Below are 20,196 nucleotides of genomic sequence, written 5' to 3'. Positions count from 1 at the left end.
GATAATTTGCCCCAAATAAATGATACCAAAACATCAAAGGGAAGGCTTTATAGTATTCCTTAAGGATAAAAGAAAAAAGGCTTATCCAAAAATTATTATGGAATTTTTGACTTTATGGCGTCAAAAAAAGGAATTGCCTTTATACTATTTTAAATATTTGTACAGAAGGGATGTAACCAATATATCAGATTATCTAAGTACCAAAGAGGCTGGCAAAATTCAAAGGAGTCCAAAATTGCATCGGACGGAATATATGGCAATCATGTCAAACAAATTGTTGTTCTCGTTGTTTTGTAAACAAAACGGTATTCCCACACCAGAATTGGTAAGCTACAATTTTGGATTAAATTTTTATTTTGAAAATAAAAGCTATAAGGTTACTAACAATCAGGAATTGGTAAGCTTTTTTGGAAAGGTTTTGGACAGTTCAAAGAAGGATAGATTGTTCCTTAAACCTTTTTCACTTTTCGGTGGTAAAGGTGCTTGTATCATTCGGAAAGGTCATCTGGAGGAAGATATAAACAAAAATGTAGATCTGTTATTGACCAATGATTATATACATGAAGATGTATTGATTCAGCACAAGGAAATTGATAAAATAAATTCAAGTTGTATCAATACACTTCGTATTGAAACTTATATCGATAAAAGTGGCAAAATCAACATCATGAATGTTTTTATGAGATTTGGGGTTGGGGACAATATTGTTGACAATGGCCATTCCGGCGGTATTTATGTTGGGGTCGATAGGACCAATGGTAAATTAAAGGAAGTTGCCATGGAAGAAGCTCATTTTGGGGGTCGTGATTTTTATAGACATCCGAACAGTGATTATCCATTCAAGGATTTTGTTGTTCCCTTTTTTAATGAATGTTGTGAATTGGTGATAAAGGCCACAGAATTCCTACCAGATAGATATATTGGCTGGGACGTGGCAATAACACAAAATGGCCCTGTAATAATTGAGGCAAATGAATTTCCAGACCTTTTCATGAGTGATACTGCCTATGGTGGTTACCTCAAGAATCCATTATTAAAAGAAATATTAGCTGAAGCATCATAAATAAGAGTGAGCTGTAAACATAAGATATCATATGAATTTAAAATCAGGAAATAGAACAAAAGGTTTTGTTATAACGTCTATAACTAAAAGACACCTCTTACTTGCATGTTTTTTGTTTGGCTGTTTTTTTATTGCCAATTCTCAAAGTATTCGAAAAGGGTTTGATGAAATGACCGATTATGAAATTTCTGAGCTTGTCGACGCGTTCTATGAATTAAGAACTGGTCCGGACCTATTTAACGATATTGCAAATTTTCATGGACAGTTTTTTAATTTTGATGGTACTGGTGATCCTACTCGATTAGATCTTCATTTTAATCTACCCAATGAACCTGAACGCGAAATATTTTTAGCATGGCACAGACAAGTGGTTTTTGAAATTGAACAGGCAGTTCAAGACATCAATCCGGAAATAAGTATTGGATATTGGAACTCTTCCATTTATCAATCGCCAACAGATGCTGTGTGGGATGAGGATTTTCTTGGCAGTTTTAATACAAATTGGGCATTGAATAGAAATTTGGGTGGTGACCCCAGATTGCCAACACCAACAGAACTAAGCAGTTTATTGACGGAATCAGATTTTTTTGAATTTTCGAATGTACTAGAAAGACAGAATGTTCACAGAGGTGGACACGTTTGGACCGGTGGAGCAATGCCCACTCCTGTTTCTCCACGAGACCCAATCTTCTTTTTCCATCATAGTTGGGTGGATAAAGTTTGGCATGACTGGGAAGAGATACATCATAATTCATCCTTTATGACAACCTCAATGTTGAGATATGATGGAACCTATGTCTTTGATGGGCAAACCTACCCTTCTGTGGACCCTAACGACATCACCGACTCAAGGGTTTATGGAGTTTTTTATGCGGAAAATGGATTGGCCCAGTTAGATAACTACATTGTTAGTAACACGTATAATCCCGCGGAAGTGTTTTATTATCAATTTAATATTGAAGCAGGGAACAACTTTTTGGTGCCTGCAGGAACAGTCGCTCGATTGGAATCGGTGAACGAAATAAATTTATTGCCTGGATTTGAGGCATCTCCTGGATCATCTTTTGAAGCTAGTATTGATACCCAAAACAATGGAACTGGAAAAATAGCCCCATTGGTTGCCAAAAATAGATCAATAAAGCCTTATCCTTACTCTGAAATGCTAAATGAAGAAATTGTTTGGGAAGAAGGAGGCGATATCTTGGACGACGATACCATAATTTTAACAGCGGCACCCAATCCATTTACCGAGAAAATTACCATTAAGCTCAATAAACGTAAAGATTGTGTTATAGAGGTATTCAATATGATGGGGATGTTGATAAGAGAAGAAGCTTTCCAGAACACCGATACCATGGTCATAAAAAATCTATATGGTCTGGCCAATGGATTCTATGTTATTCGTGTTACCGATGCCAATGGAGAAATTTTGATTGTTAAAAGAATAATTAAGATGTAGAAGGAACAGTTTGTTCATAAAAAAAGGGGCCTTTGCCCCTTTTTTTTATAAGTGGATTACTGATTGTGATTTCCATGATCCATATGGATAGTGGAAGGATCTCGGTACTTACAGCAATCTGGTAGTTTATTGTATACAGAATCCGGTGCAGTAAAACCTTCGGAATCATGTCCTACCTCCGCAATTCTTTTTTGAATATTGGGTATGGTTACTTTTCGTTCATCGATAATGGCCTCAAAGAGCTTGGTTTCGGAGTTCCACGTGGCGAACTTCACACCTTTTAGCTTAACTGCGGCTTTTTCGATTCTAGTTTTGCACATCCCACAATTCCCCTTTACTTCAAAGCTAACGGTCTTGTTTTTGTCCTGCGAATGGCCAATGGCCATAAAGAACAGTGCAATACAGGTGATTAAGGTTGTTTTCATTATGTCAATTTTTGTATTATATCTTATATCTAAATCCTACATAGTACAGACTTTCTAGTACGGGACCATATAAAATAGTACTGTCAAAATAAGTGCCAAATGGGTCGGAACTGGATAGAATTGGGTCGGGTTGTGTAAAATTACCGATATTTTCTCCTCCAACATATACTTCGAACTTATTGGATAGGACACGGGTGATCTGTGCATTGAACAAATTGTAGGACGTGGACCATTCTGCAAGTTGAAATTCCTCGGGATTGGCATTTGTATTGGGCAATCGCTGTCTTCCCAACCAATTGCCGGTAACATCGAACCGCCATTGTTTTTCTGCTATTTTTAGGGTTTCATAGCTCAGGTTTACAAAAAACCTATAATTGGGCTGAAGAGGTTTTTCAAACGTACCGCTTCTATATTCCGTGGCAACATCAAAATATTTATAGGTCGTTCTTAAATGAAGATCTTGCAATATCTCATAATTCAAATCTACTTGTACACTGTTGGAAAAACTTTCTCCTTCAAGATTGTAAAATGCAATTTCTCTGGCATTTTCCCAATCTACCACTACCTGTTCATCAAATTGGGTCCTATAATAATCCATGGAAAACTCCAGGACCCTGTTCCATAAGTAGAGTTTTTGAATAAAGCTTACTCCATAGTTCCAAGCTTTTTCTGGCTGAAGGCCATAATAGTTTCCATTGGTACCGTCAATAACAATTTGTCTGGAAGATGCGAACAATTGCTGGTTCTCTGCGAAAATATTGGCGCCCCGTATGCCACGTCCAAAAGAAGCCCTAAAACTGGCCTTGTCCCAGAGTGAATATCTTAAGTGCAATCTTGGAGTAATAAAAGTGCCCAAGTTGTTATGCCTGTCCGCTCGTAGTCCTGCTACAAAACTTAGACCTTCCAGACTATCGTAGGTATACTCAAAAAAGGCTCCCAATGAGTTGTCGTACCGTGTAAAAGGAGTATTGTTCACGTTCTCCTCGAACCCATCATAAGTTAGGCTCACCCCGGTTTTGAACTTGTGCTGGGTACTGCCGATTATACTATTGAAAATAAGGTTGGAGTAAAAAGAACGATGATTGATGTCGTACTGGTTCAATCCATAAAAAGAGTTTTGATCATGCGCACTGTAGGCCGTTTGGAACCCAAAACTTTGATAGGGTAGATCGGGAAAAACATACCCCGTCTTTGCCGAGATATCCAGCCGCGAAGTTTCGATTTCACTTCCCCAGGCATTTGTGGTCAATTTATCTTCATCTATATTAAAATCTGTTTGCCCCAGCTCTTTGGTGTCCGAGAGGTACTGAATATTGGCATAACTTACCCATCCGCTTTCGGGATCCATAAACTGCCACCGGTTCATAAAATTTATTTGTCGGGCCAATGGAGTGTCGTAGAAAGAATCGTCATTATTATCTATATACCCATTTCTAAGATTTGCATGTATATAAAGCCCGACCCCCAGATCGTCAGTAATATTGTGGTTCAACCGTGTGTTGAATTCGTAACGTTCAAAATTGTTGGCGTAAAAATTAAGGAAGAATCGTTTATCCGTCAATGGTTTTACGAGTTCGCTATTGATATGCCCGGATATACTTTCAAACCCGTTCAGAACGCTTCCCGCGCCTTTGGTGATCTGTATGCTTTCTATCCAGGAACCTGGGATAAAAGAAAGTCCAAATACTTGTGAAGCCCCTCTTATGGATGGCATATTTTCTTGGGTGAACATTAAGTAAGGACTATTTAGCCCTAGCATTTGTATCTGTTTGGCCCCAAGAACAGCATCGGAAACGTTCACGTCTACCGCCGGGTTGGTTTCAAAACTTTCGGAAAGGTTGCAACAAGCTGCCTTTAGCATTTCACGACTATCTACCGATACCACATTTTGAACTTTGAAAAGTGATTTTTGTATTGGTGCGACTTCTTTTTCAACCACTACCTCGTCCAAAACCACATTGGGGTAGAGTACAATGTTACCAAGATTAGGCCGGTTAACAGGAATGGTATCCGAGCGGTAACCCACCGAGCTGACTACCAACTGCCGTATGTTTTTTTGGTATGGCGTGCTAAACTTTCCGTCGAAATCCGTAGTTGTACCAATTGTACTGGATAACCAATATACGTTGGCATTGGCAATGGGTATGGTCTTGCCTTTTTCGTTAAACTCCAAAACCTTGCCTTGTACTTGAAACTGGGAAAAACCGGATTTTAAGGCAAATACAAAAAAAAGAAAAAATAGTTGTCTCATTTGGAGAGGGGCTATCTACATCCCAAATCTACATTATTAGTGGGGCATTTGAATCATTGGCCCCTAATTTTTTAAACTGGATGTAGTTCATAGATTTTTTTGGAAGTTAACAGAATATAGCCACAGTTTGAAATGCGATAAACTACTTTTAAAGTTAGTTTTAAGAAAGTTTTATATCTGGTATGGGTACAATAAAAGCTGCGGTTATATTTTTATGTCTGGTTTTTCTAGGTAGCTCAAAAAAGTGTAAAGCGGTTGAAGGTTTAAGACAGGTAACAACACATATCCGTATTATAAACCATACTCCGTATAAACTTACAGATGTTTCTATATTTTCTATGGGTTTTAAGGATTTAATGCCTAAAGATACTACAGGCTTCAAAGCTCTTAACTTTAATCAACTAGAGGATAATGATATGATCTATTGTGTTTGGGATGGTCGGAGGCTAGGCAGATATGTGCGATTTCCCAATCATAAAGAAAAATTCATAACGTATCATTTGGATAGTATTGATCATGGAATCCTATATGTTAGTTCAGATATGGAAAATAAATAATATATCACTAAAAGCCCCCTTAAAGTTAAATCGATGGATCAATGACAAAAATTTTGGAAAATTTCAGGAATTTAAGCTTCTGGCTTCTAGATGCCTTAAAGGGCGGGCATGTGAGAAAACACTACAAAGAAATACAATGGGTCTTGGAAAATCCACAATCCCAAAAAACCGAACAAATAAAAGTTCAAAACCTACAAAATCTTTTGAGGCATGCAATAAGAACAGTACCATTTTACCATCATATTCCAGAGACCACTTTGGAACTTAAGGGATTTCCAATAATCGATAAACAGACCGTAAGGGAGAATTTTCCAAATTTTAGGAGTAGCCTTCACTTAAAAGGTTATAATCACGAAGTTACCACCAGTGGTTCAACAGGTAAACCTTTTAAAATATTGCACAATAAAAATAAGAGAAATCGTAATACCGCGGACACTTGTTTTTTTGCAAATAGAGCTGGCTTCAAATTAGGTTCCAGACTATATTATTTAAGATTGTGGGACAAACAATACAAAAAGAACCAATTGTTGACCCAAATTCAAAATATAGCGGCTTACTCTGTTGATGATCTAACGGATGAGAATTTACGCAAACTCGTAACTGAATTGGAAAGCGATAAGTCCAACAAAAGTATTTTGGCTTATACTTCTGCTCTCGGTACAGTCTCAAAATATGTAGAGGAAAAGCTTGGAAGACCACTGAACTGTAAATTTGATTCGATTATTTCAATAGCCGAAGCATTGAATCCAGATGTAAAACAAAGAGCTCAGAAGTATTTGGGCGCTGAGGTAATATCGCGATATTCCAACAGTGAAAATGGTATATTGGCGCAGCAGCGAGTGAATAGTGCATCCGACAATTTTGAGATAAATTGGGCCAGCTACCACATTGAGATTTTGGACTTGTACGAGGACAAGCCTGCGGCACCCGGTGAGAGCGGTAGGATAGTAATTACAGACTTCTTCAACTATTCCATGCCTATAATTAGGTATGATACCGGTGATGTTGGTGTAGTGGAGTTTGATGAGGAAAGCCAAGCCATGGTTTTCACTAAAATTGAAGGTCGGAAAATGGATATGTTCACCAATACCAGAGGAGAGCACATATCATCCCATATTATACATCATATTTTACAATTCAATGGAATTGAGCAATTTCAATTTGTTGAAGAAGAAAATGGGGAGTACACTATAAAATTGAAGGTGTCGTCCAAATACGATCGAAACGACGAAGGAAGGATTCGTAACCAATACTTGGAGTATTTTGGAGAGGACGCTATTATACATGTGGAATATGTAGAGGATATACCCCTTTTGCCATCCGGGAAACGAAAACTAGTTGTGAACAAAGCTATTTTGGGAAACGGCAAGGCTAAGGCAAGAGCAAATATTGAAACGAACCGGCTAGAAAAGCAACACGTTGATGCTTAGGTAACGTTTTTACACTCGATTTTTACGAACTTGCTCATGAGCTGTACGTTTTAACCCCAATCCAGCCCATGAAAAAGAGAATCAAAAATTTAGATTCATTAAGAGGGTTTCTGGCAATACTGGTATTGTTGTATCATTTGCCTCTTGTCTCAAGAGCAGTCGGGCTCCCTCATTTTAACGACTTACCTATATTTCATCGTGGTTACCATGCTGTTGCCGTATTTTTTTGTCTTAGTGGCTATTTGATCATAGGCCTTTTATATGATGAGAAGAAAAGGACCGGGGCTATTGATATAAAGAACTTTTATGTAAGAAGGGTATTGAGATTATATCCTGTTTACTATTTGGTCATGCTTTTTGGCTTTTTCTTCTACCACTATTTGCTGCCCACTTTCAATGTGCCATTTCAAATTAATTACGATTTATACCAAGGATTATTGCTTTGTATTGGATTTCTGCCCAATGTTTTTGCAAGTCTTTACGATCCGGGTTCCATACTTTCCATTTTATGGTCCATTGGTATTGAAGAACAATTTTACCTGATCATCGCCCCAGTTTTGTTCACCATACCATTACATAGGTATTCAAAATATTTATTGATTTTTACCCTTGTATATTTTATCGCATTTCACACCGAGACCCTCTCTTTCTTAATGGAATTTGGATTTTTTTACTTTTTTATGTCGATGGGCGGCTTACTGGCTGTTTGGGAGCGAAAAGGGTATTCGATTGCTTTTAAGTCTTTTACGATGCGCATATTGGTTTACTTCATATTTGCCATGCACTTCACCACCGATTTATTTCAATTTGAAAATGTGGTGGTACAAAACGGGTTCGAACTTGTATTGTTTAACCTGCTCATTGTTAATTTAGCAAACGATGATAAGATTACGTTAACATCCAAATTCGCGAATTATCTGGGGAGAATATCGTATGGAATTTATATGTACCACATGATTGTAATCAATTTTGTACTGTTCTTGTTTTTGGAAATCCAAAAGCGAGTGACACTGGATACTTGGACAACAGTATTAATGACCAATGTGATTGCCATACTATTGACCATCTTAATGTCCCATATTTCCTATAAATACTTCGAGCTCTATTTTTTAAAGCTCAAGAAAAGATTCAGAAAGTAGGTGATAAGGAACTCGGTCTAGATTTACCCAAGTGCTTTTTTTCGCTCTTCATCGAAATCGGGTATTCCTGATTCTGCATCTAGGGCCACATCTTTTCTTAAGAGTACTTTTAAGGCGGTCTTGAACAATATTTTCACGTCTAGGACAAAGGAAAGATTATTTACATATTCAACATCTTTTTGAAGTCTAGTGTCCCAATCCAAAAGATTTCGACCGGATATTTGAGCCAATCCCGTTATACCTGGTCTTACTGTATGCCTAAGATTTTCTTCTTTACTGTAGTAGGGCAAGTAACGCACTCTAAGAGGGCGTGGCCCTATTAAGCTCATATCCCCTTTTATAATACTCAATAGTTGTGGAATTTCATCCAAAGAAGATTTCCGTAAAAAAGTCCCAAATTTGGTCACTCGGAGTTCATCGGGTAGAAGCTTACCGTTTTCATCCGTCTTGTCAGTCATCGATTTGAATTTGATGATTGAAAATATTTTTTCGTCTTTTCCGGGTCTTGGTTGTAAAAAGAAAGGTTTACCATTATTTACAAATAATAGGATAACCCAGATTACCAAAAAAATGGGAAACAGCAGAACAAATCCAAAGACCGCCAAAACAAAGTCCAAAACTCTTTTAAAAAATAACTTGTACATAATAATCAGAGGTTTTTGTATTAACGCATTCTTCCTTGAGTGATTGTGTATTCATTGGGCTAAGAATTCCAAAAGGACTTTGAACGATTTTCAATTTCCCTCAAAAGTATTAAAATCAGCTATTTAGGACATGCTTTTCCTTCCAATATCTTAAAGTATGTTAAAAAAAGGTGCTTTTCATCGATAAGTAGGTATCGACGAAATCCAAAGTAATCCAAATTTGCGTACAAAGCGTGTATTTCATCGAATAAATATGTTTTTTGACGATTTAAGTTTTTCGAAATGCTATTTTTAAACCCCATAATCCCAGAGTGAACAAATGAAGCTTTTTTTTAGAACCCCACTTACAATGACATTTTTGGCAGTTATTATACTTTTTTTCAATTCTTGCGCCAAAGATAACGACCTATTTGACGAATATGTTTTAGCCCCGGACGAGGAGGAAGTTGTTGAACCAGATGATTCGTCAGGAGAAGATTCTGATGGAGAGACCAATAATGAAGAAGAGGAAAACCCAGATGATGGAACTGACCCGGACGCTGGATCAGATCCAGATCAAGACAACCCTTTTGACGGTGTTGATTTTGACACTCCCGATAATCCGGAAAATACAAATAGAATTGAAGGTAGTTATACACCTACCTCAATGGCAGATATTACTAATCCGGCCAATGCAAATTTAAAGGCAATCATCTCGGAATCCTTTGAGTGCAATGGGTGTACATTTGCAGCGGAACAGACCATTGAGCCTGCGGGTGGGGTAATATCGGGATCTAACATAGATTTAAATGGTGCTTATATAGTAAATACCTATAAACAAGCATTTGCTCCTTCGGTAACTTTTAATGAAGTGTATACGGCTTCTAGGATTAGTGCGGAGACATTTGGAGCCATTTCAGATGATGGTCAAGATGATACAGCAGCAATAGATGCCATGATCAATAACGTTCAGTTGGCTGTGGGGGCAGAAAATGGATCTTACATTAAAAACAGGCCTACAAACTACAGACGTTCAGGTACTTTGGATTGGAACATGTATGGCTCCGTGATAAAAGTAACCAGTGCTGCCAGTTTTAATACAGGTCAAGTTTCAGTAGATGCAGTTTTTGATATTACCAACTTGTCACCAACCATTTACAATGGTGAATTTGATGGAACCGACACCTATGGTAGGCTTTTTTACCTACATGGTCAAAACCACTTTGTGTTTCATAAATTGTATGTTCATAATTTTTATGCATCCTCTACATATAGGGCTGTGGCCTTTCGTTTTTCCATCAATGCTTCAGCCTCTGGATTTAAGTATGGCGAATTCTCGGACTGTGTAATAGATAGAATTGTGGCACAAGGGGATGGGAACTATAATAATGCCCCTGCAGGTATATCCAAAGCATGGTGGTACTCTGTTTCCGGAATTAATTATGGAGACCCTTTCCAAGTGATACACAAAAACAATGTGGTGACCAATATAATTGGAGATGATGCGGAAGCTTTTTACGCCATTCAAGGTGGAGGTTCTCTTGATCATGATAGCTCTTTTACTTTTGATAATGAGGATTATAGATATTGTACAAGAAGAGCCATTAAAGCTTGTGTGTCTAATGTAGAGATTAAAAACAGTTACTTTGAGGAGATACCGGAATCATTATTTAATTCAGCTCAACAAATGGGTACAATGATTGACTTTTTTAGTACTCAGAGCACCAATCTGATAAAGAATATTAGGGTACACGATAATGTAATCCGTACCGTTCCAGGTAATGATGCCCACTATTATCTACTTTCTTTGACCGAAGTCAACGATGCTATAATTACCAACAACACCTTTACCATGGAGAGAACAGGTAACTACGGTGGAGTTAGGTTAGGGTCCAATACAAGCTCGTACAATGGTGCATTACAGAACATACAGGTTACGAACAATACATTTAACAACTGTTATGTAAATACCATGTACCAATATCGTCCGGTTAACAATCAACCGATCGATGTTGATGGAAACTTGTTCAATTTCACTGCTTCACAGGGTATTGATGTTGGTGCTTTGAGGTTCTCGCAAAATAGCGGAACGCATGGTTACGTTAATTTTACGAACAATTCCATTAATGTGGATATGAGTTCTCCAAACGGGATTAACGGAGTAATCGCGAGTAATGGTGTAAATGTCGTAGGAGTTACCATAGACAATGTTGATGTAGCATATTCCAATGGCTCATCATCTAGACCATTTGGTTACTTAAGAGGAAGTTTTGATAGTTCAAACTCAATAAGGAATAGTAGTTTGGTTGGGGCAAATGGAACCAACTCACTTACGGTATTGGGAGGGTCCCAATCTGTACAAGTGGTGAATAGTACCGATGCCAATGGTAATCCAATTACTGTAGAGTAATAAATATTTGGAAAATAATTTTCAAGGGGGCTATGCAGCCCCCTTTTCATTTTAACGTACTTTTGGTTAAATTCCGTCCCAATAGAACCCCCCATCCATAAAAAAACGCATTTCATATAATATTACTTGCAAACTGTGGTTTAATACACATCTTTGTAATAAAATATGAAAACCGTGGCAAAAAAAGCATTGATTACTGGGGTGACCGGACAGGATGGCGCCTATCTTAGTGAATTTCTTTTAAAAAAAGGATATGAGGTGCATGGGTTAAAAAGACGTTCTTCCCTGTTCAACACTGATCGAATAGATCACTTATATCAAGATCCGCATGTAGAAAACAGGAACTTTATCCTCCATTATGGAGATATGACGGACAGTACCAATCTTATCCGTTTGATACAAGAAATCCAACCCGATGAAATTTATAATCTAGCTGCCATGAGCCACGTTCATGTTAGTTTTGAAACACCTGAATACACAGGGAATGCGGATGGATTGGGTACTTTAAGGATCTTGGATGCGGTACGTTTGTTGGGCCTTGGTGACAAAACAAGGATATATCAGGCATCTACTTCCGAACTTTATGGAAAAGTCCAAGAAGTACCTCAAAGTGAAACAACCCCTTTTTACCCGCGTAGCCCTTATGCAGTAGCAAAAATGTATGCATATTGGATTACGGTGAACTATCGGGAAGCATATAATATGTACGCCTGCAACGGTATCCTTTTTAACCACGAATCTCCGATACGTGGGGAGACTTTCGTAACGCGTAAAATTACCAGAGCCACCGCTCGTATAGCGCTTGGGTTGCAGGATAAGTTCTATCTTGGGAATTTGGATGCACAAAGAGACTGGGGACATGCCAAGGATTATGTTCGAATGATGTGGATGATTTTGCAGGCAGACGAACCTGAAGATTGGGTAATTGCCACAGGAAAAACTACTCCCGTACGTGAATTCGTGCGAATGAGTTTCAATGAGGTGGGTATCGAATTGGAGTTCAAGGGAGAAGGCGTCGATGAAAAAGCATATGTGAAAGCTTGCCATAATCCAGAATATCAAATTGAAATAGGCAAGGAGATATTGGCCGTTGATCCGCAATACTTTAGACCAACAGAGGTGGACCTTTTGATAGGAGACCCTACCAAGGCCAATACAAAGCTGGGATGGAAACCCGAATATGATCTACAGGGCCTAATAAAGGATATGATGCAAAGCGATCTAAAGTTGATGCAAAAGGAACAGTTCCTAAAGGACGGAGGCTATCGCATCCTCAACTATTTCGAATAACATGAAGTTAGACGCAAAAATTTATGTGGCCGGTCATAGGGGATTGGTCGGTAGTGCTCTAGTAAAAAACTTACGGTCAAAAGGATACGGCAATATAATTGTTAGAACACACGCTCAACTGGATTTGACGGATGCTATAGCTGTCGCAAACTTTTTTGAAGAGGAAAAGCCGGAGTATGTGTTCTTGGCCGCGGCCAAGGTTGGTGGTATCGTAGCAAATAATACCTATCGGGCGGAATTTATTTATGATAACTTGATGATCCAGAACAATGTGGTTCACCAAAGTTACCTTCATGGTGTAAAAAAATTGATGTTTCTGGGCAGTACTTGCATCTATCCAAAAAAATGTCCACAGCCCATGAAGGAAGAGTATTTGCTGACCGATGTTTTGGAATATACCAATGAACCATACGCAATAGCTAAAATTGCAGGGATAAAACTTTGCGAAAGCTATAATTTACAGTATGGAACAAATTTCATCTCCGTAATGCCCACAAATCTATATGGTCCCAATGATAATTTTGATCTGGAAAAATCCCATGTGCTACCTGCATTGATCCGTAAAATACATTTGGGCAAAGCTTTGGAGGAGAACAATTGGAAGTTGATAGATGAAGATTTGAACCGATTGCCCATTGAGAACATTTCAGGTTCATCTTCAAAAGAATCCAAGCTGGCCGTCCTAAAAAAATACGGTGTTGATAAAGTAAGTGAAGAAAAGGTAACTGTGGAGATCTGGGGTAGTGGCAGACCACGTAGAGAGTTCCTTTGGTCTGAGGATATGGCAGATGCCTGTGTTTTTTTAATGGAGAACAGGAGTTTTACCGACACCTACCAAAACGATCAACCCGAAATTAGAAACACCCACATCAATATTGGTACGGGATCGGATGTTTCCATTGCCGAGTTGGCAAAATTGATCAAGGAACTTATTGGTTTCAAAGGAGAATTTGTTTTCAATACGGATAAACCGGATGGCACCATGGAAAAGCGGACCGATGTCACTAAACTTAATCAACTGGGCTGGACGCATAAGGTCGAAATTAATAAAGGACTATCCCTTATGTATGAATATTATCTTCAGTAGGGAGTATTATCAAACCTAAATAATTAACCTCATTACATCGACTTGATAGCCAAGCTCAAAAAATTGTTAAGCAAAAACTCGGGATTTGCCAGGTACCTCAAAAACACCTCTTGGTTAATGGGCGAAAAAGTGTTGCGCCTTTTGATAGCACTGAGTGTCGGAGTTTGGGTCACCCGCTATCTTGGACCGGAGCAGTTTGGAATACTGAGCTATGCCCAAAGTTTTGTGGGTATTTTTGCGGCACTTTCCTCTTTGGGACTCAATGATATAATTATAAGGGAACTGGTAAAAAATCAAGATAATAGAAATCTCATCTTAGGTTCATCTTTTGGTTTACAGACCCTAGGTTCTACAATTATCATTTTGATATTGATCATCAGCATTTATTACAATGATAATGAACCCCTGACCAATAAGATCATTATTATTCTGGGACTGCTCACATTCATTAATAGTTTCAATGTCATCGCATCTTATTTTCATAGTCAGGTAAAGAGTAAATTCTATGCCATTGCGGGATTGGTCGGCGTAATTATTTCTGCTTTGCTGAAGGTCTATTTGATTTTGGGCAACTATTCGTTGATCTATTTTGTTTATGTACTTGCTTTCGATGTCATTTTTTTGGTGACTGGGCTGATTTGGTTCTATAAAAAGTCCGGGGAGTCCTTGCTGAAATGGAAATTTTCCTGGAAGATGGCAAAGGAGCTTCTAAAAGATGCTTGGCCTTTAATCTTGAGTGGTATCATTGTTTCCATTTATATGAAGATCGATCAGGTGATGATTCAGGAATATCTGGGGAACAGTGAAGTTGGGCAATATTCGGCAGCGGTTAGGCTTAGTGAAGCATGGTACTTTATCCCAACAATAATTTGTAGTTCACTGTTTCCGGCGATCATTAATGCAAAGTTAAAAGACGATACCCTATACAAAGATCGATTACAACGGTTGTATAATTTAATGGTAGTTCTTGGTGTGGTCATCATATTGCCCGTACTAACATTGAGCGATTGGATGATCAACCTTTTGTATGGCGAGGCTTTTCAATGTTCTGCAGGAGTTTTGAACATACATATTTTAGGCAGTGTGTTTGTTTTTTTGGGTGTGGCCAACCAAAAATGGTTCATTAGTGAAAACTATCAGGCTTACAATATTATTTGTCTAGGTATGGGCATGGTAGCCAATATCGCTTTAAATGTGATAATGATACCCAGAATGGGAATAATGGGAGCAGCATATGCGACTTTAATTTCCCAGTTCGTGGCGTCGGTCTTGGCACCGGTATTTTTTAATAAAACGAGAAATTCCTTCTATATGATGCTCAGGGCATTGTTTTTCGTTCAGGTTTTTAAGGATGGAAAAATTGTCTAAAAGCACATTGGGATAGCATCATAAAGGGCAATTTTTGTCCATAATTTGAGTTTTTTTAATGTCCCCGGGATATAAAATACCCGCAGGAAACAAGATAATGTAGCAACCAATCAACAAAACTAAAATATAATGTGCGGAATATTAGGAACGATACCTACTTCAGATCAGGGTCTATTTAAGCAAGCTCTGGATACGCTAACACATCGTGGTCCGGATAGTTATGGCATCGAGCATATTTCGGAGGATGTCTCTTTAGGGCATAGAAGACTATCTATTTTGGATATTTCTGAAAATGGTAGCCAACCCATGATCCATGAAAGTAAACGGTATGCCATTATTTTTAATGGGGAAATCTACAACTTCCTGGAAATAAAAAAGGAACTGGAGCAGTTGGGGCATACATTCAAGTCTTCTTCGGATACCGAGGTTTTGTTGAAATCATATATTCAGTGGGGAGAAGACTGTGTTTTAAAATTCAATGGCATGTGGGCCTTTGGAATTTGGGACGCGGAAGAAAAGAAGCTCTTTATGTCGCGTGACAGGTATGGCAAGAAACCTTTGTTTTATGCAAACATAAATGGCAAGTTTGTTTTTGCTTCGGAAATGAAGGCCATCTTTCCCTTTATGGACCAATTGGAGGTCTCAGATGACTTTCACTGGATGAAGAAGAACATATTCTTTTACGAGGCTACCGAAAAATGTCTTGTAAAAGGAATCAAGCGTTTTCCAGCAGGTCATAGTGGACATTATGAAAGGGGTGAGTTAAAAATATATCGCTATTGGAACACTTTGGACCATTTGGTCGATGTCCCCAAAACCTATGAGGAGCAAGTGGAGCAATTCAGGGAGCTCTTCATGGATTCCTGTAAACTTCGCATGCGTTCCGATGTAACTATTGGTACAGCGTTGAGTGGTGGCCTGGACAGTAGTGCGACGATTGCTGCAATGGCGAACTTGGCAAAAAACAACAATAGCTACTCGGACGATTGGCAACATGCCTTCGTGGCATCTTTTCCAGGAACTCCCTTGGATGAATCACACTACGCGAAGATGGTTACGGACCATTTGGGAATAGGCGCCACATTCGTGGATATTGATCCTTTAAAACATTGGGGCAAACTTGAACATTACTTCTATTTGTTCGAAGATTTGTATATCACATCCCCATTACCAATGATCATGTTATATGGGGCCGTTAAGGAAAATGGAACTACGGTGACCTTGGATGGCCATGGAGCTGATGAGTTGTTGAGCGGTTATCAACAAGGTACCCTGGAGAGCCTCTGGGATGCAAGGTTCAATGTAAAGAATACAAAAGATATCCTGAATATTTACCAAGGTTCCATAAATGAAGATAAGGTGCAGTATGACAGGGTAGGTAACTGGAAACTGTATCGTGATTATATGATCAGGAAGACAGGGAAAAAGGTTTTGGGCAAAAAAATGCCGTCCGTGGATAATAACCATCCCAATTTTAAAAAACTGGATAACCTGTCCCAGTATCTCTATGCCATGTTCCATGAGAATATTTTGCCCACTTTATTGCGCAATTACGATAGGTATGCCATGATCAATAGTGTGGAAATTCGGATGCCATTTATGGACCATCGAATCGTAAGTTTTGTGAATTCGTTGCCATATTCCAGCAAGATCGGGAATGGATATACCAAAAGGATCGTAAGAGACGCTCTGGATCCATATTTGCCCAAGGAAGTAACGTGGAGAAAATCAAAAATAGGATTTAGCTCCCCAATTGTGGACTGGATGCAGAACGATCTGTCCGAATGGTTTATGGATACCACCAGCTCAAATTCATTTTTACAATCGGACCTGGTATCCAATCCAAGCCAATTAAGAGATAGGATAACATCCATTGTGAATAAGGAAAATCATAATTTTACCGAAGCACAAAAATGTTGGACTGAATTATCTCCTTACATTTGGGGCAATGCCATTTTAAAAAATAAAGCTGTGTCGGTATAGGGATTCCCTGAAATTTCCTAGCTAAAAACTACAAGAGGTATGGTCAATAAGTTAAAAAAATTGGTGCTTTCAAGTTCCCTCTTAACCAAGATGGCCAATTTTTATAGACGTATCCATCTCAAAAGAACAAAAGATATCAGCTATCAAAAAGGAGCCTTTGTTGGCTTCTCGGTAGAGTGTGAAGGTAAAAATGCTTTTGGTAAAAATAGTGCGATTGTCTCTTCAAAAATCGGGTATGGCTCCTATTTGGCTGAAGGAGCTAAATTGGCTAAAACAAGTATAGGAAGATATTGTTCCATTGGCCCCAATGTGAATTGCATCTTTGGCAAACATCCATCCACCACATTTGTTTCGACCCACCCATCTTTTTTTGCGTTAAAGACCCCAGTGGGGTTTACATATGCAGATGAACAACATTTTAAAGAATTCGCCGAACCACATAAAGGAGGCTTCAGTATTACCATAGGCAATGATGTTTGGTTAGGTGCCAATGTGGCATTAATGGATGGTGTAAAAATAGGGGATGGCGCTATAGTTGCTGCCAATGCTTTGGTAACAAAGGATGTAGAGCCTTATTCTATTGTCGGTGGTGTTCCTGCAAAACTGATAAAGAAACGTTTCAATGATAATGAGATAGCATTTTTAGTGGAATTTAAGTGGTGGGAAAAAAGCAGGAAATGGATAGAGGATAACGCTTCGCATTTTAGAAATATAGAAGGTTTTATGGAACATCATAAAAATACTTGAAATGAGAATTCCCATTGTGGTGGTCGCATACAACAGACCAAGGTCACTTTCTAGATTATTAAGATCATTAAAAACGGCAAAATACCCTCATAAGGATATTGATTTGATCATTAGTATTGATAAAGCCAAAAACAACCAGCAGGTTTTGGATTTGGCCAATGATTTTCAATGGGAGTATGGTACTAAAAAGGTTATTTATCAAGAAATAAATCTGGGACTAAGAAAGCACATTTTAAAATGCGGGAATTATAGTTTGGAATACGGAGCGGTAATCGTTCTGGAGGATGACCTTTATGTGTCACCAAATTTTTACCTATTTGCTGAACAGGCACTTACATTCTCTATTAACGAATCAAGCATTGGGGGAGTGTCACTGTACAATCACCAACTTAATGTACATACCCGCCAAAATTTTTCACCACATCAAGATGGTTTTGATAACTGGTATTTTCAATTTGCTTCTTCTTGGGGCCAGGCATGGACAAAAGATCAGTGGACGGGGTTTATGGACTGGTATAAAAATGAACCTGATATTGATAGTAACGAACAGGTACCTAATTATGTGAGGAGTTGGTCCCCTAAATCATGGTTAAAATATAACATTGCTTATTTGGTGGAAAAAGATAGGTACTTCCTGTATCCAAAGATATCCTTGACCACAAATTTTAGCGATGCCGGCACACATGTGGGCAATGATAGTACCATATACCAAGTTCCGCTCGATTTTGGCAAAGAAAGGGAGTATAACTTTTCCACGGTAGAAGACTCAAACGCTGTATACGATGCCTATTATGAGAATAAAAACTTGCCTCAAATACTTGGATTGGAAAATGATGAATTGTGCGTGGATCTATTTGGATACAAACCTTTACATGGTCAAAAGTATTTACTCTCATCCAAAGTATTGGATTTTAAGACAATACGGTATTTCGGTAGATCTTTGAAACCACATGACGACAACATTCTTCAGTCGATAGAGGGGAAGGAGCTTTTTTTATATGATACGACCATAGAAGCGAAAAATCCGAATATATCCGACTTTGAAAGAAAGATTGCCTATAATTATAAGCAAATACCATTCAAATGGACCAGAAAGCTGTTTTTGGTGCAATCCCGCCAAAAGTTTAATAACCTACTAACTAGAATAACCAAAAAGCGATAAAGTGCTCAAAGCGATACGAAAAATAGGAGTGCCTTTTGTGGCATTGTTCTTTATCTACCTTTTAAATCCGTATGGGTTGAATATTTATATTGGATATCTCATTGCAGCTTTGATTTTACTTCAAAAGAGTTTCCTTGTAAAAAATGTGGATACTGGTTTTTGGCTATTATTCGTTTTTTCTGTTATCTATGCGGCCTTTTTTTCTTTCGACCCTAAGGCGGGGAATCAATATATTGTTATTTACGCTATCGTTCCTGGCGCATTTTATCTATTGGGAAAGTTTTTTGCGGAAAAGTTAAGGTCCAATCAGACTAACTTGGTACTTCTACTTTTGATTTCTGCGATAATATTTTCAATCACAGCAGTGTTATCTGTTTTTACCGATATTTTACAGAATGGGTATAATGTAGTAGAAAGGAATCTACCTAATTATTGGACAGGTAATATTGTTCCTGCGACTATTATGGGGTCATATTTTACCTTAATAATGACCTTGCCCGCTTTATTGGTCCCACACATTAAAAAGCTCCCTTTTGTAGCTAGGATATTACTGTTGGTGTATTATGCGATTGCCATGGCCTGTATTCTTAGGATTGGTAGTCGAACCCAGATAAGTATTAGTCTTATTGCATTATTGGTTTCCCTATTATACGTGATGCCAAGACAGTCATTTAGACGGAACCTGTTCATGTTTTTGTTATTTTTCTTGGGCATCTTCTATATAATGAACACCGTAAGTTTTGATTTGGATCAGGACTGGTTATCGGCTTTTGCCAATAGAATGGAAGATAGTCAAGATTTGGCATCGGGCGGTGGACGTACGGATCGTTGGATAAAGTCAATCGAATATTTGTTCACAAAACCGTTGGGATGGAGCGAACATGAATTTGGGCATGCACATAACCTTTGGTTTGATGTACTGCGCATTGGTGGATTTTTGTCTTTCTTTTTTCTACTATTTTTTACTACGAAATCCTATTTAACTGTTTTTAAAGCAATTAAAAAGAAAAAGGAAGCATATGCCTTTAACAATCAAATTATCGTTTTCACCCTTGGTTTTTCATTGGTTTTTATGGTGGAACCCATACTTGAAGGAATGTTTGACTTTTTCGCCCTTTTCTGTTTTTTTATTGGAGCGGTAAAAAAATACAGTGCCGATAATCCAGTAATTGAGTAAGGTTATCCAATAAATCTTTTGCCCG

General features: G+C 38.2%; 16 protein-coding genes. 13 read left to right on the top strand and 3 right to left on the bottom strand.

From position 1 onward, the window contains the following. Window positions 1–19 precede the first annotated feature (19 nt). Window positions 20–1,063, top strand: a complete 1,044-nt coding sequence (locus ACXAFK_RS10550) for a sugar-transfer associated ATP-grasp domain-containing protein (RefSeq protein ID WP_474957725.1) — start codon at window positions 20–22, stop codon at window positions 1,061–1,063. Between the two features lie 169 nt (window positions 1,064–1,232). After that, window positions 1,233–2,522, top strand: a complete 1,290-nt coding sequence (locus ACXAFK_RS10545) for a tyrosinase family protein (protein ID WP_474957724.1) — start codon at window positions 1,233–1,235, stop codon at window positions 2,520–2,522. Between the two features lie 56 nt (window positions 2,523–2,578). Here ACXAFK_RS10545 and ACXAFK_RS10540 read toward each other — a convergent pair whose 3' ends face one another. Both ACXAFK_RS10540 and ACXAFK_RS10535 read right to left on the bottom strand, forming a co-directional pair. Continuing rightward, window positions 2,579–2,947, bottom strand: a complete 369-nt coding sequence (locus ACXAFK_RS10540) for a heavy-metal-associated domain-containing protein (RefSeq protein WP_224837177.1) — start codon at window positions 2,945–2,947, stop codon at window positions 2,579–2,581. Between the two features lie 16 nt (window positions 2,948–2,963). Next, window positions 2,964–5,198 carry a TonB-dependent receptor gene (locus ACXAFK_RS10535; protein ID WP_474957723.1) on the bottom strand — a complete coding sequence of 745 codons (2,235 nt, stop codon included), beginning with the start codon at window positions 5,196–5,198 and terminating at the stop codon, window positions 2,964–2,966. Window positions 5,199–5,380: 182 nt separating this feature from the next. Here ACXAFK_RS10535 and ACXAFK_RS10530 point away from each other — a divergent pair, with 182 nt between their 5' ends. The 3 genes from ACXAFK_RS10530 (at window position 5,381) to ACXAFK_RS10520 (ending at window position 8,324) form a co-directional block, all read left to right on the top strand. Then, window positions 5,381–5,755 (top strand): hypothetical protein, encoded by a 375-nt coding sequence (locus ACXAFK_RS10530; protein ID WP_375334269.1) that lies wholly within the window; start codon window positions 5,381–5,383, stop codon window positions 5,753–5,755. Window positions 5,756–5,796: 41 nt separating this feature from the next. Beyond that, entirely contained in the window at window positions 5,797–7,185 is a 1,389-nt protein-coding gene (locus ACXAFK_RS10525) for a phenylacetate--CoA ligase family protein (protein WP_474957722.1), read from the top strand. A 68-nt stretch (window positions 7,186–7,253) separates the two neighbouring features. Beyond that, entirely contained in the window at window positions 7,254–8,324 is a 1,071-nt protein-coding gene (locus ACXAFK_RS10520; protein ID WP_474957721.1) for an acyltransferase family protein, read from the top strand. A 23-nt stretch (window positions 8,325–8,347) separates the two neighbouring features. On the opposite strand, the gene ACXAFK_RS10515 is transcribed toward ACXAFK_RS10520, so the two are convergent. Then, a complete protein-coding gene (locus ACXAFK_RS10515) occupies window positions 8,348–8,968 on the bottom strand; it encodes a sugar transferase (protein ID WP_474957720.1) in 621 nt (206 codons plus the stop codon). A 349-nt stretch (window positions 8,969–9,317) separates the two neighbouring features. Here ACXAFK_RS10515 and ACXAFK_RS10510 point away from each other — a divergent pair, with 349 nt between their 5' ends. From ACXAFK_RS10510 to ACXAFK_RS10475, 8 genes are all read left to right on the top strand, one after another. Continuing rightward, the gene (locus tag ACXAFK_RS10510) at window positions 9,318–11,357 is read left to right on the top strand and encodes a hypothetical protein (RefSeq protein ID WP_474957719.1); all 2,040 of its coding nucleotides are present in this window, start codon (window positions 9,318–9,320) and stop codon (window positions 11,355–11,357) included. Window positions 11,358–11,522: 165 nt separating this feature from the next. Then, the gene (gene gmd / locus ACXAFK_RS10505; RefSeq protein WP_293295436.1) at window positions 11,523–12,647 is read left to right on the top strand and encodes a GDP-mannose 4,6-dehydratase; all 1,125 of its coding nucleotides are present in this window, start codon (window positions 11,523–11,525) and stop codon (window positions 12,645–12,647) included. Between the two features lies 1 nt (window position 12,648). Next, window positions 12,649–13,734, top strand: coding sequence for a GDP-L-fucose synthase family protein (locus ACXAFK_RS10500; RefSeq protein ID WP_474957718.1), 1,086 nt, complete (start codon window positions 12,649–12,651; stop codon window positions 13,732–13,734). Between the two features lie 42 nt (window positions 13,735–13,776). After that, complete coding sequence (locus ACXAFK_RS10495; RefSeq protein ID WP_474957717.1) at window positions 13,777–15,102, top strand: flippase; 1,326 nt, start codon at window positions 13,777–13,779, stop codon at window positions 15,100–15,102. A 129-nt stretch (window positions 15,103–15,231) separates the two neighbouring features. Next, the gene (asnB, locus tag ACXAFK_RS10490) at window positions 15,232–17,085 is read left to right on the top strand and encodes an asparagine synthase (glutamine-hydrolyzing) (RefSeq protein WP_474957716.1); all 1,854 of its coding nucleotides are present in this window, start codon (window positions 15,232–15,234) and stop codon (window positions 17,083–17,085) included. Window positions 17,086–17,124: 39 nt separating this feature from the next. Then, a complete protein-coding gene (locus tag ACXAFK_RS10485) occupies window positions 17,125–17,832 on the top strand; it encodes a DapH/DapD/GlmU-related protein (RefSeq protein ID WP_474957715.1) in 708 nt (235 codons plus the stop codon). 1 nt (window position 17,833) lies between these two features. Then, window positions 17,834–18,994, top strand: coding sequence for a glycosyltransferase (locus tag ACXAFK_RS10480; protein ID WP_474957714.1), 1,161 nt, complete (start codon window positions 17,834–17,836; stop codon window positions 18,992–18,994). A 1-nt stretch (window position 18,995) separates the two neighbouring features. After that, window positions 18,996–20,171, top strand: coding sequence for a hypothetical protein (locus tag ACXAFK_RS10475; protein ID WP_474957713.1), 1,176 nt, complete (start codon window positions 18,996–18,998; stop codon window positions 20,169–20,171). The last annotated feature ends 25 nt before the right edge of the window (window positions 20,172–20,196 follow it).

The sequence above is a fragment of the Flagellimonas sp. ABD4_174 genome (assembly GCF_056160185.1).
Note: the sequence above shows the minus strand (reverse complement) of the source record. Positions and strands in the feature narration are given on the sequence as shown.

What these genes read in the sequence shown, in the direction of transcription:
- ACXAFK_RS10480 (WP_474957714.1), top strand. Translation starts at nt 17,834, where the DNA reads ATGAGAATTCCCATTGTGGTGGTCGCATACAACAGACCAAGGTCACTT.
- ACXAFK_RS10540 (WP_224837177.1), bottom strand. Translation starts at nt 2,947, where the DNA reads ATGAAAACAACCTTAATCACCTGTATTGCACTGTTCTTTATGGCCATT.
- ACXAFK_RS10545 (WP_474957724.1), top strand. Translation starts at nt 1,233, where the DNA reads ATGACCGATTATGAAATTTCTGAGCTTGTCGACGCGTTCTATGAATTA.
- ACXAFK_RS10500 (WP_474957718.1), top strand. Translation starts at nt 12,649, where the DNA reads ATGAAGTTAGACGCAAAAATTTATGTGGCCGGTCATAGGGGATTGGTC.
- ACXAFK_RS10485 (WP_474957715.1), top strand. Translation starts at nt 17,125, where the DNA reads ATGGTCAATAAGTTAAAAAAATTGGTGCTTTCAAGTTCCCTCTTAACC.
- ACXAFK_RS10535 (WP_474957723.1), bottom strand. Translation starts at nt 5,198, where the DNA reads ATGAGACAACTATTTTTTCTTTTTTTTGTATTTGCCTTAAAATCCGGT.
- ACXAFK_RS10530 (WP_375334269.1), top strand. Translation starts at nt 5,381, where the DNA reads ATGGGTACAATAAAAGCTGCGGTTATATTTTTATGTCTGGTTTTTCTA.
- gmd (WP_293295436.1), top strand. Translation starts at nt 11,523, where the DNA reads ATGAAAACCGTGGCAAAAAAAGCATTGATTACTGGGGTGACCGGACAG.
- ACXAFK_RS10520 (WP_474957721.1), top strand. Translation starts at nt 7,254, where the DNA reads ATGAAAAAGAGAATCAAAAATTTAGATTCATTAAGAGGGTTTCTGGCA.
- ACXAFK_RS10525 (WP_474957722.1), top strand. Translation starts at nt 5,797, where the DNA reads ATGACAAAAATTTTGGAAAATTTCAGGAATTTAAGCTTCTGGCTTCTA.
- ACXAFK_RS10510 (WP_474957719.1), top strand. Translation starts at nt 9,318, where the DNA reads ATGACATTTTTGGCAGTTATTATACTTTTTTTCAATTCTTGCGCCAAA.
- ACXAFK_RS10550 (WP_474957725.1), top strand. Translation starts at nt 20, where the DNA reads ATGATACCAAAACATCAAAGGGAAGGCTTTATAGTATTCCTTAAGGAT.
- ACXAFK_RS10515 (WP_474957720.1), bottom strand. Translation starts at nt 8,968, where the DNA reads ATGTACAAGTTATTTTTTAAAAGAGTTTTGGACTTTGTTTTGGCGGTC.
- asnB (WP_474957716.1), top strand. Translation starts at nt 15,232, where the DNA reads ATGTGCGGAATATTAGGAACGATACCTACTTCAGATCAGGGTCTATTT.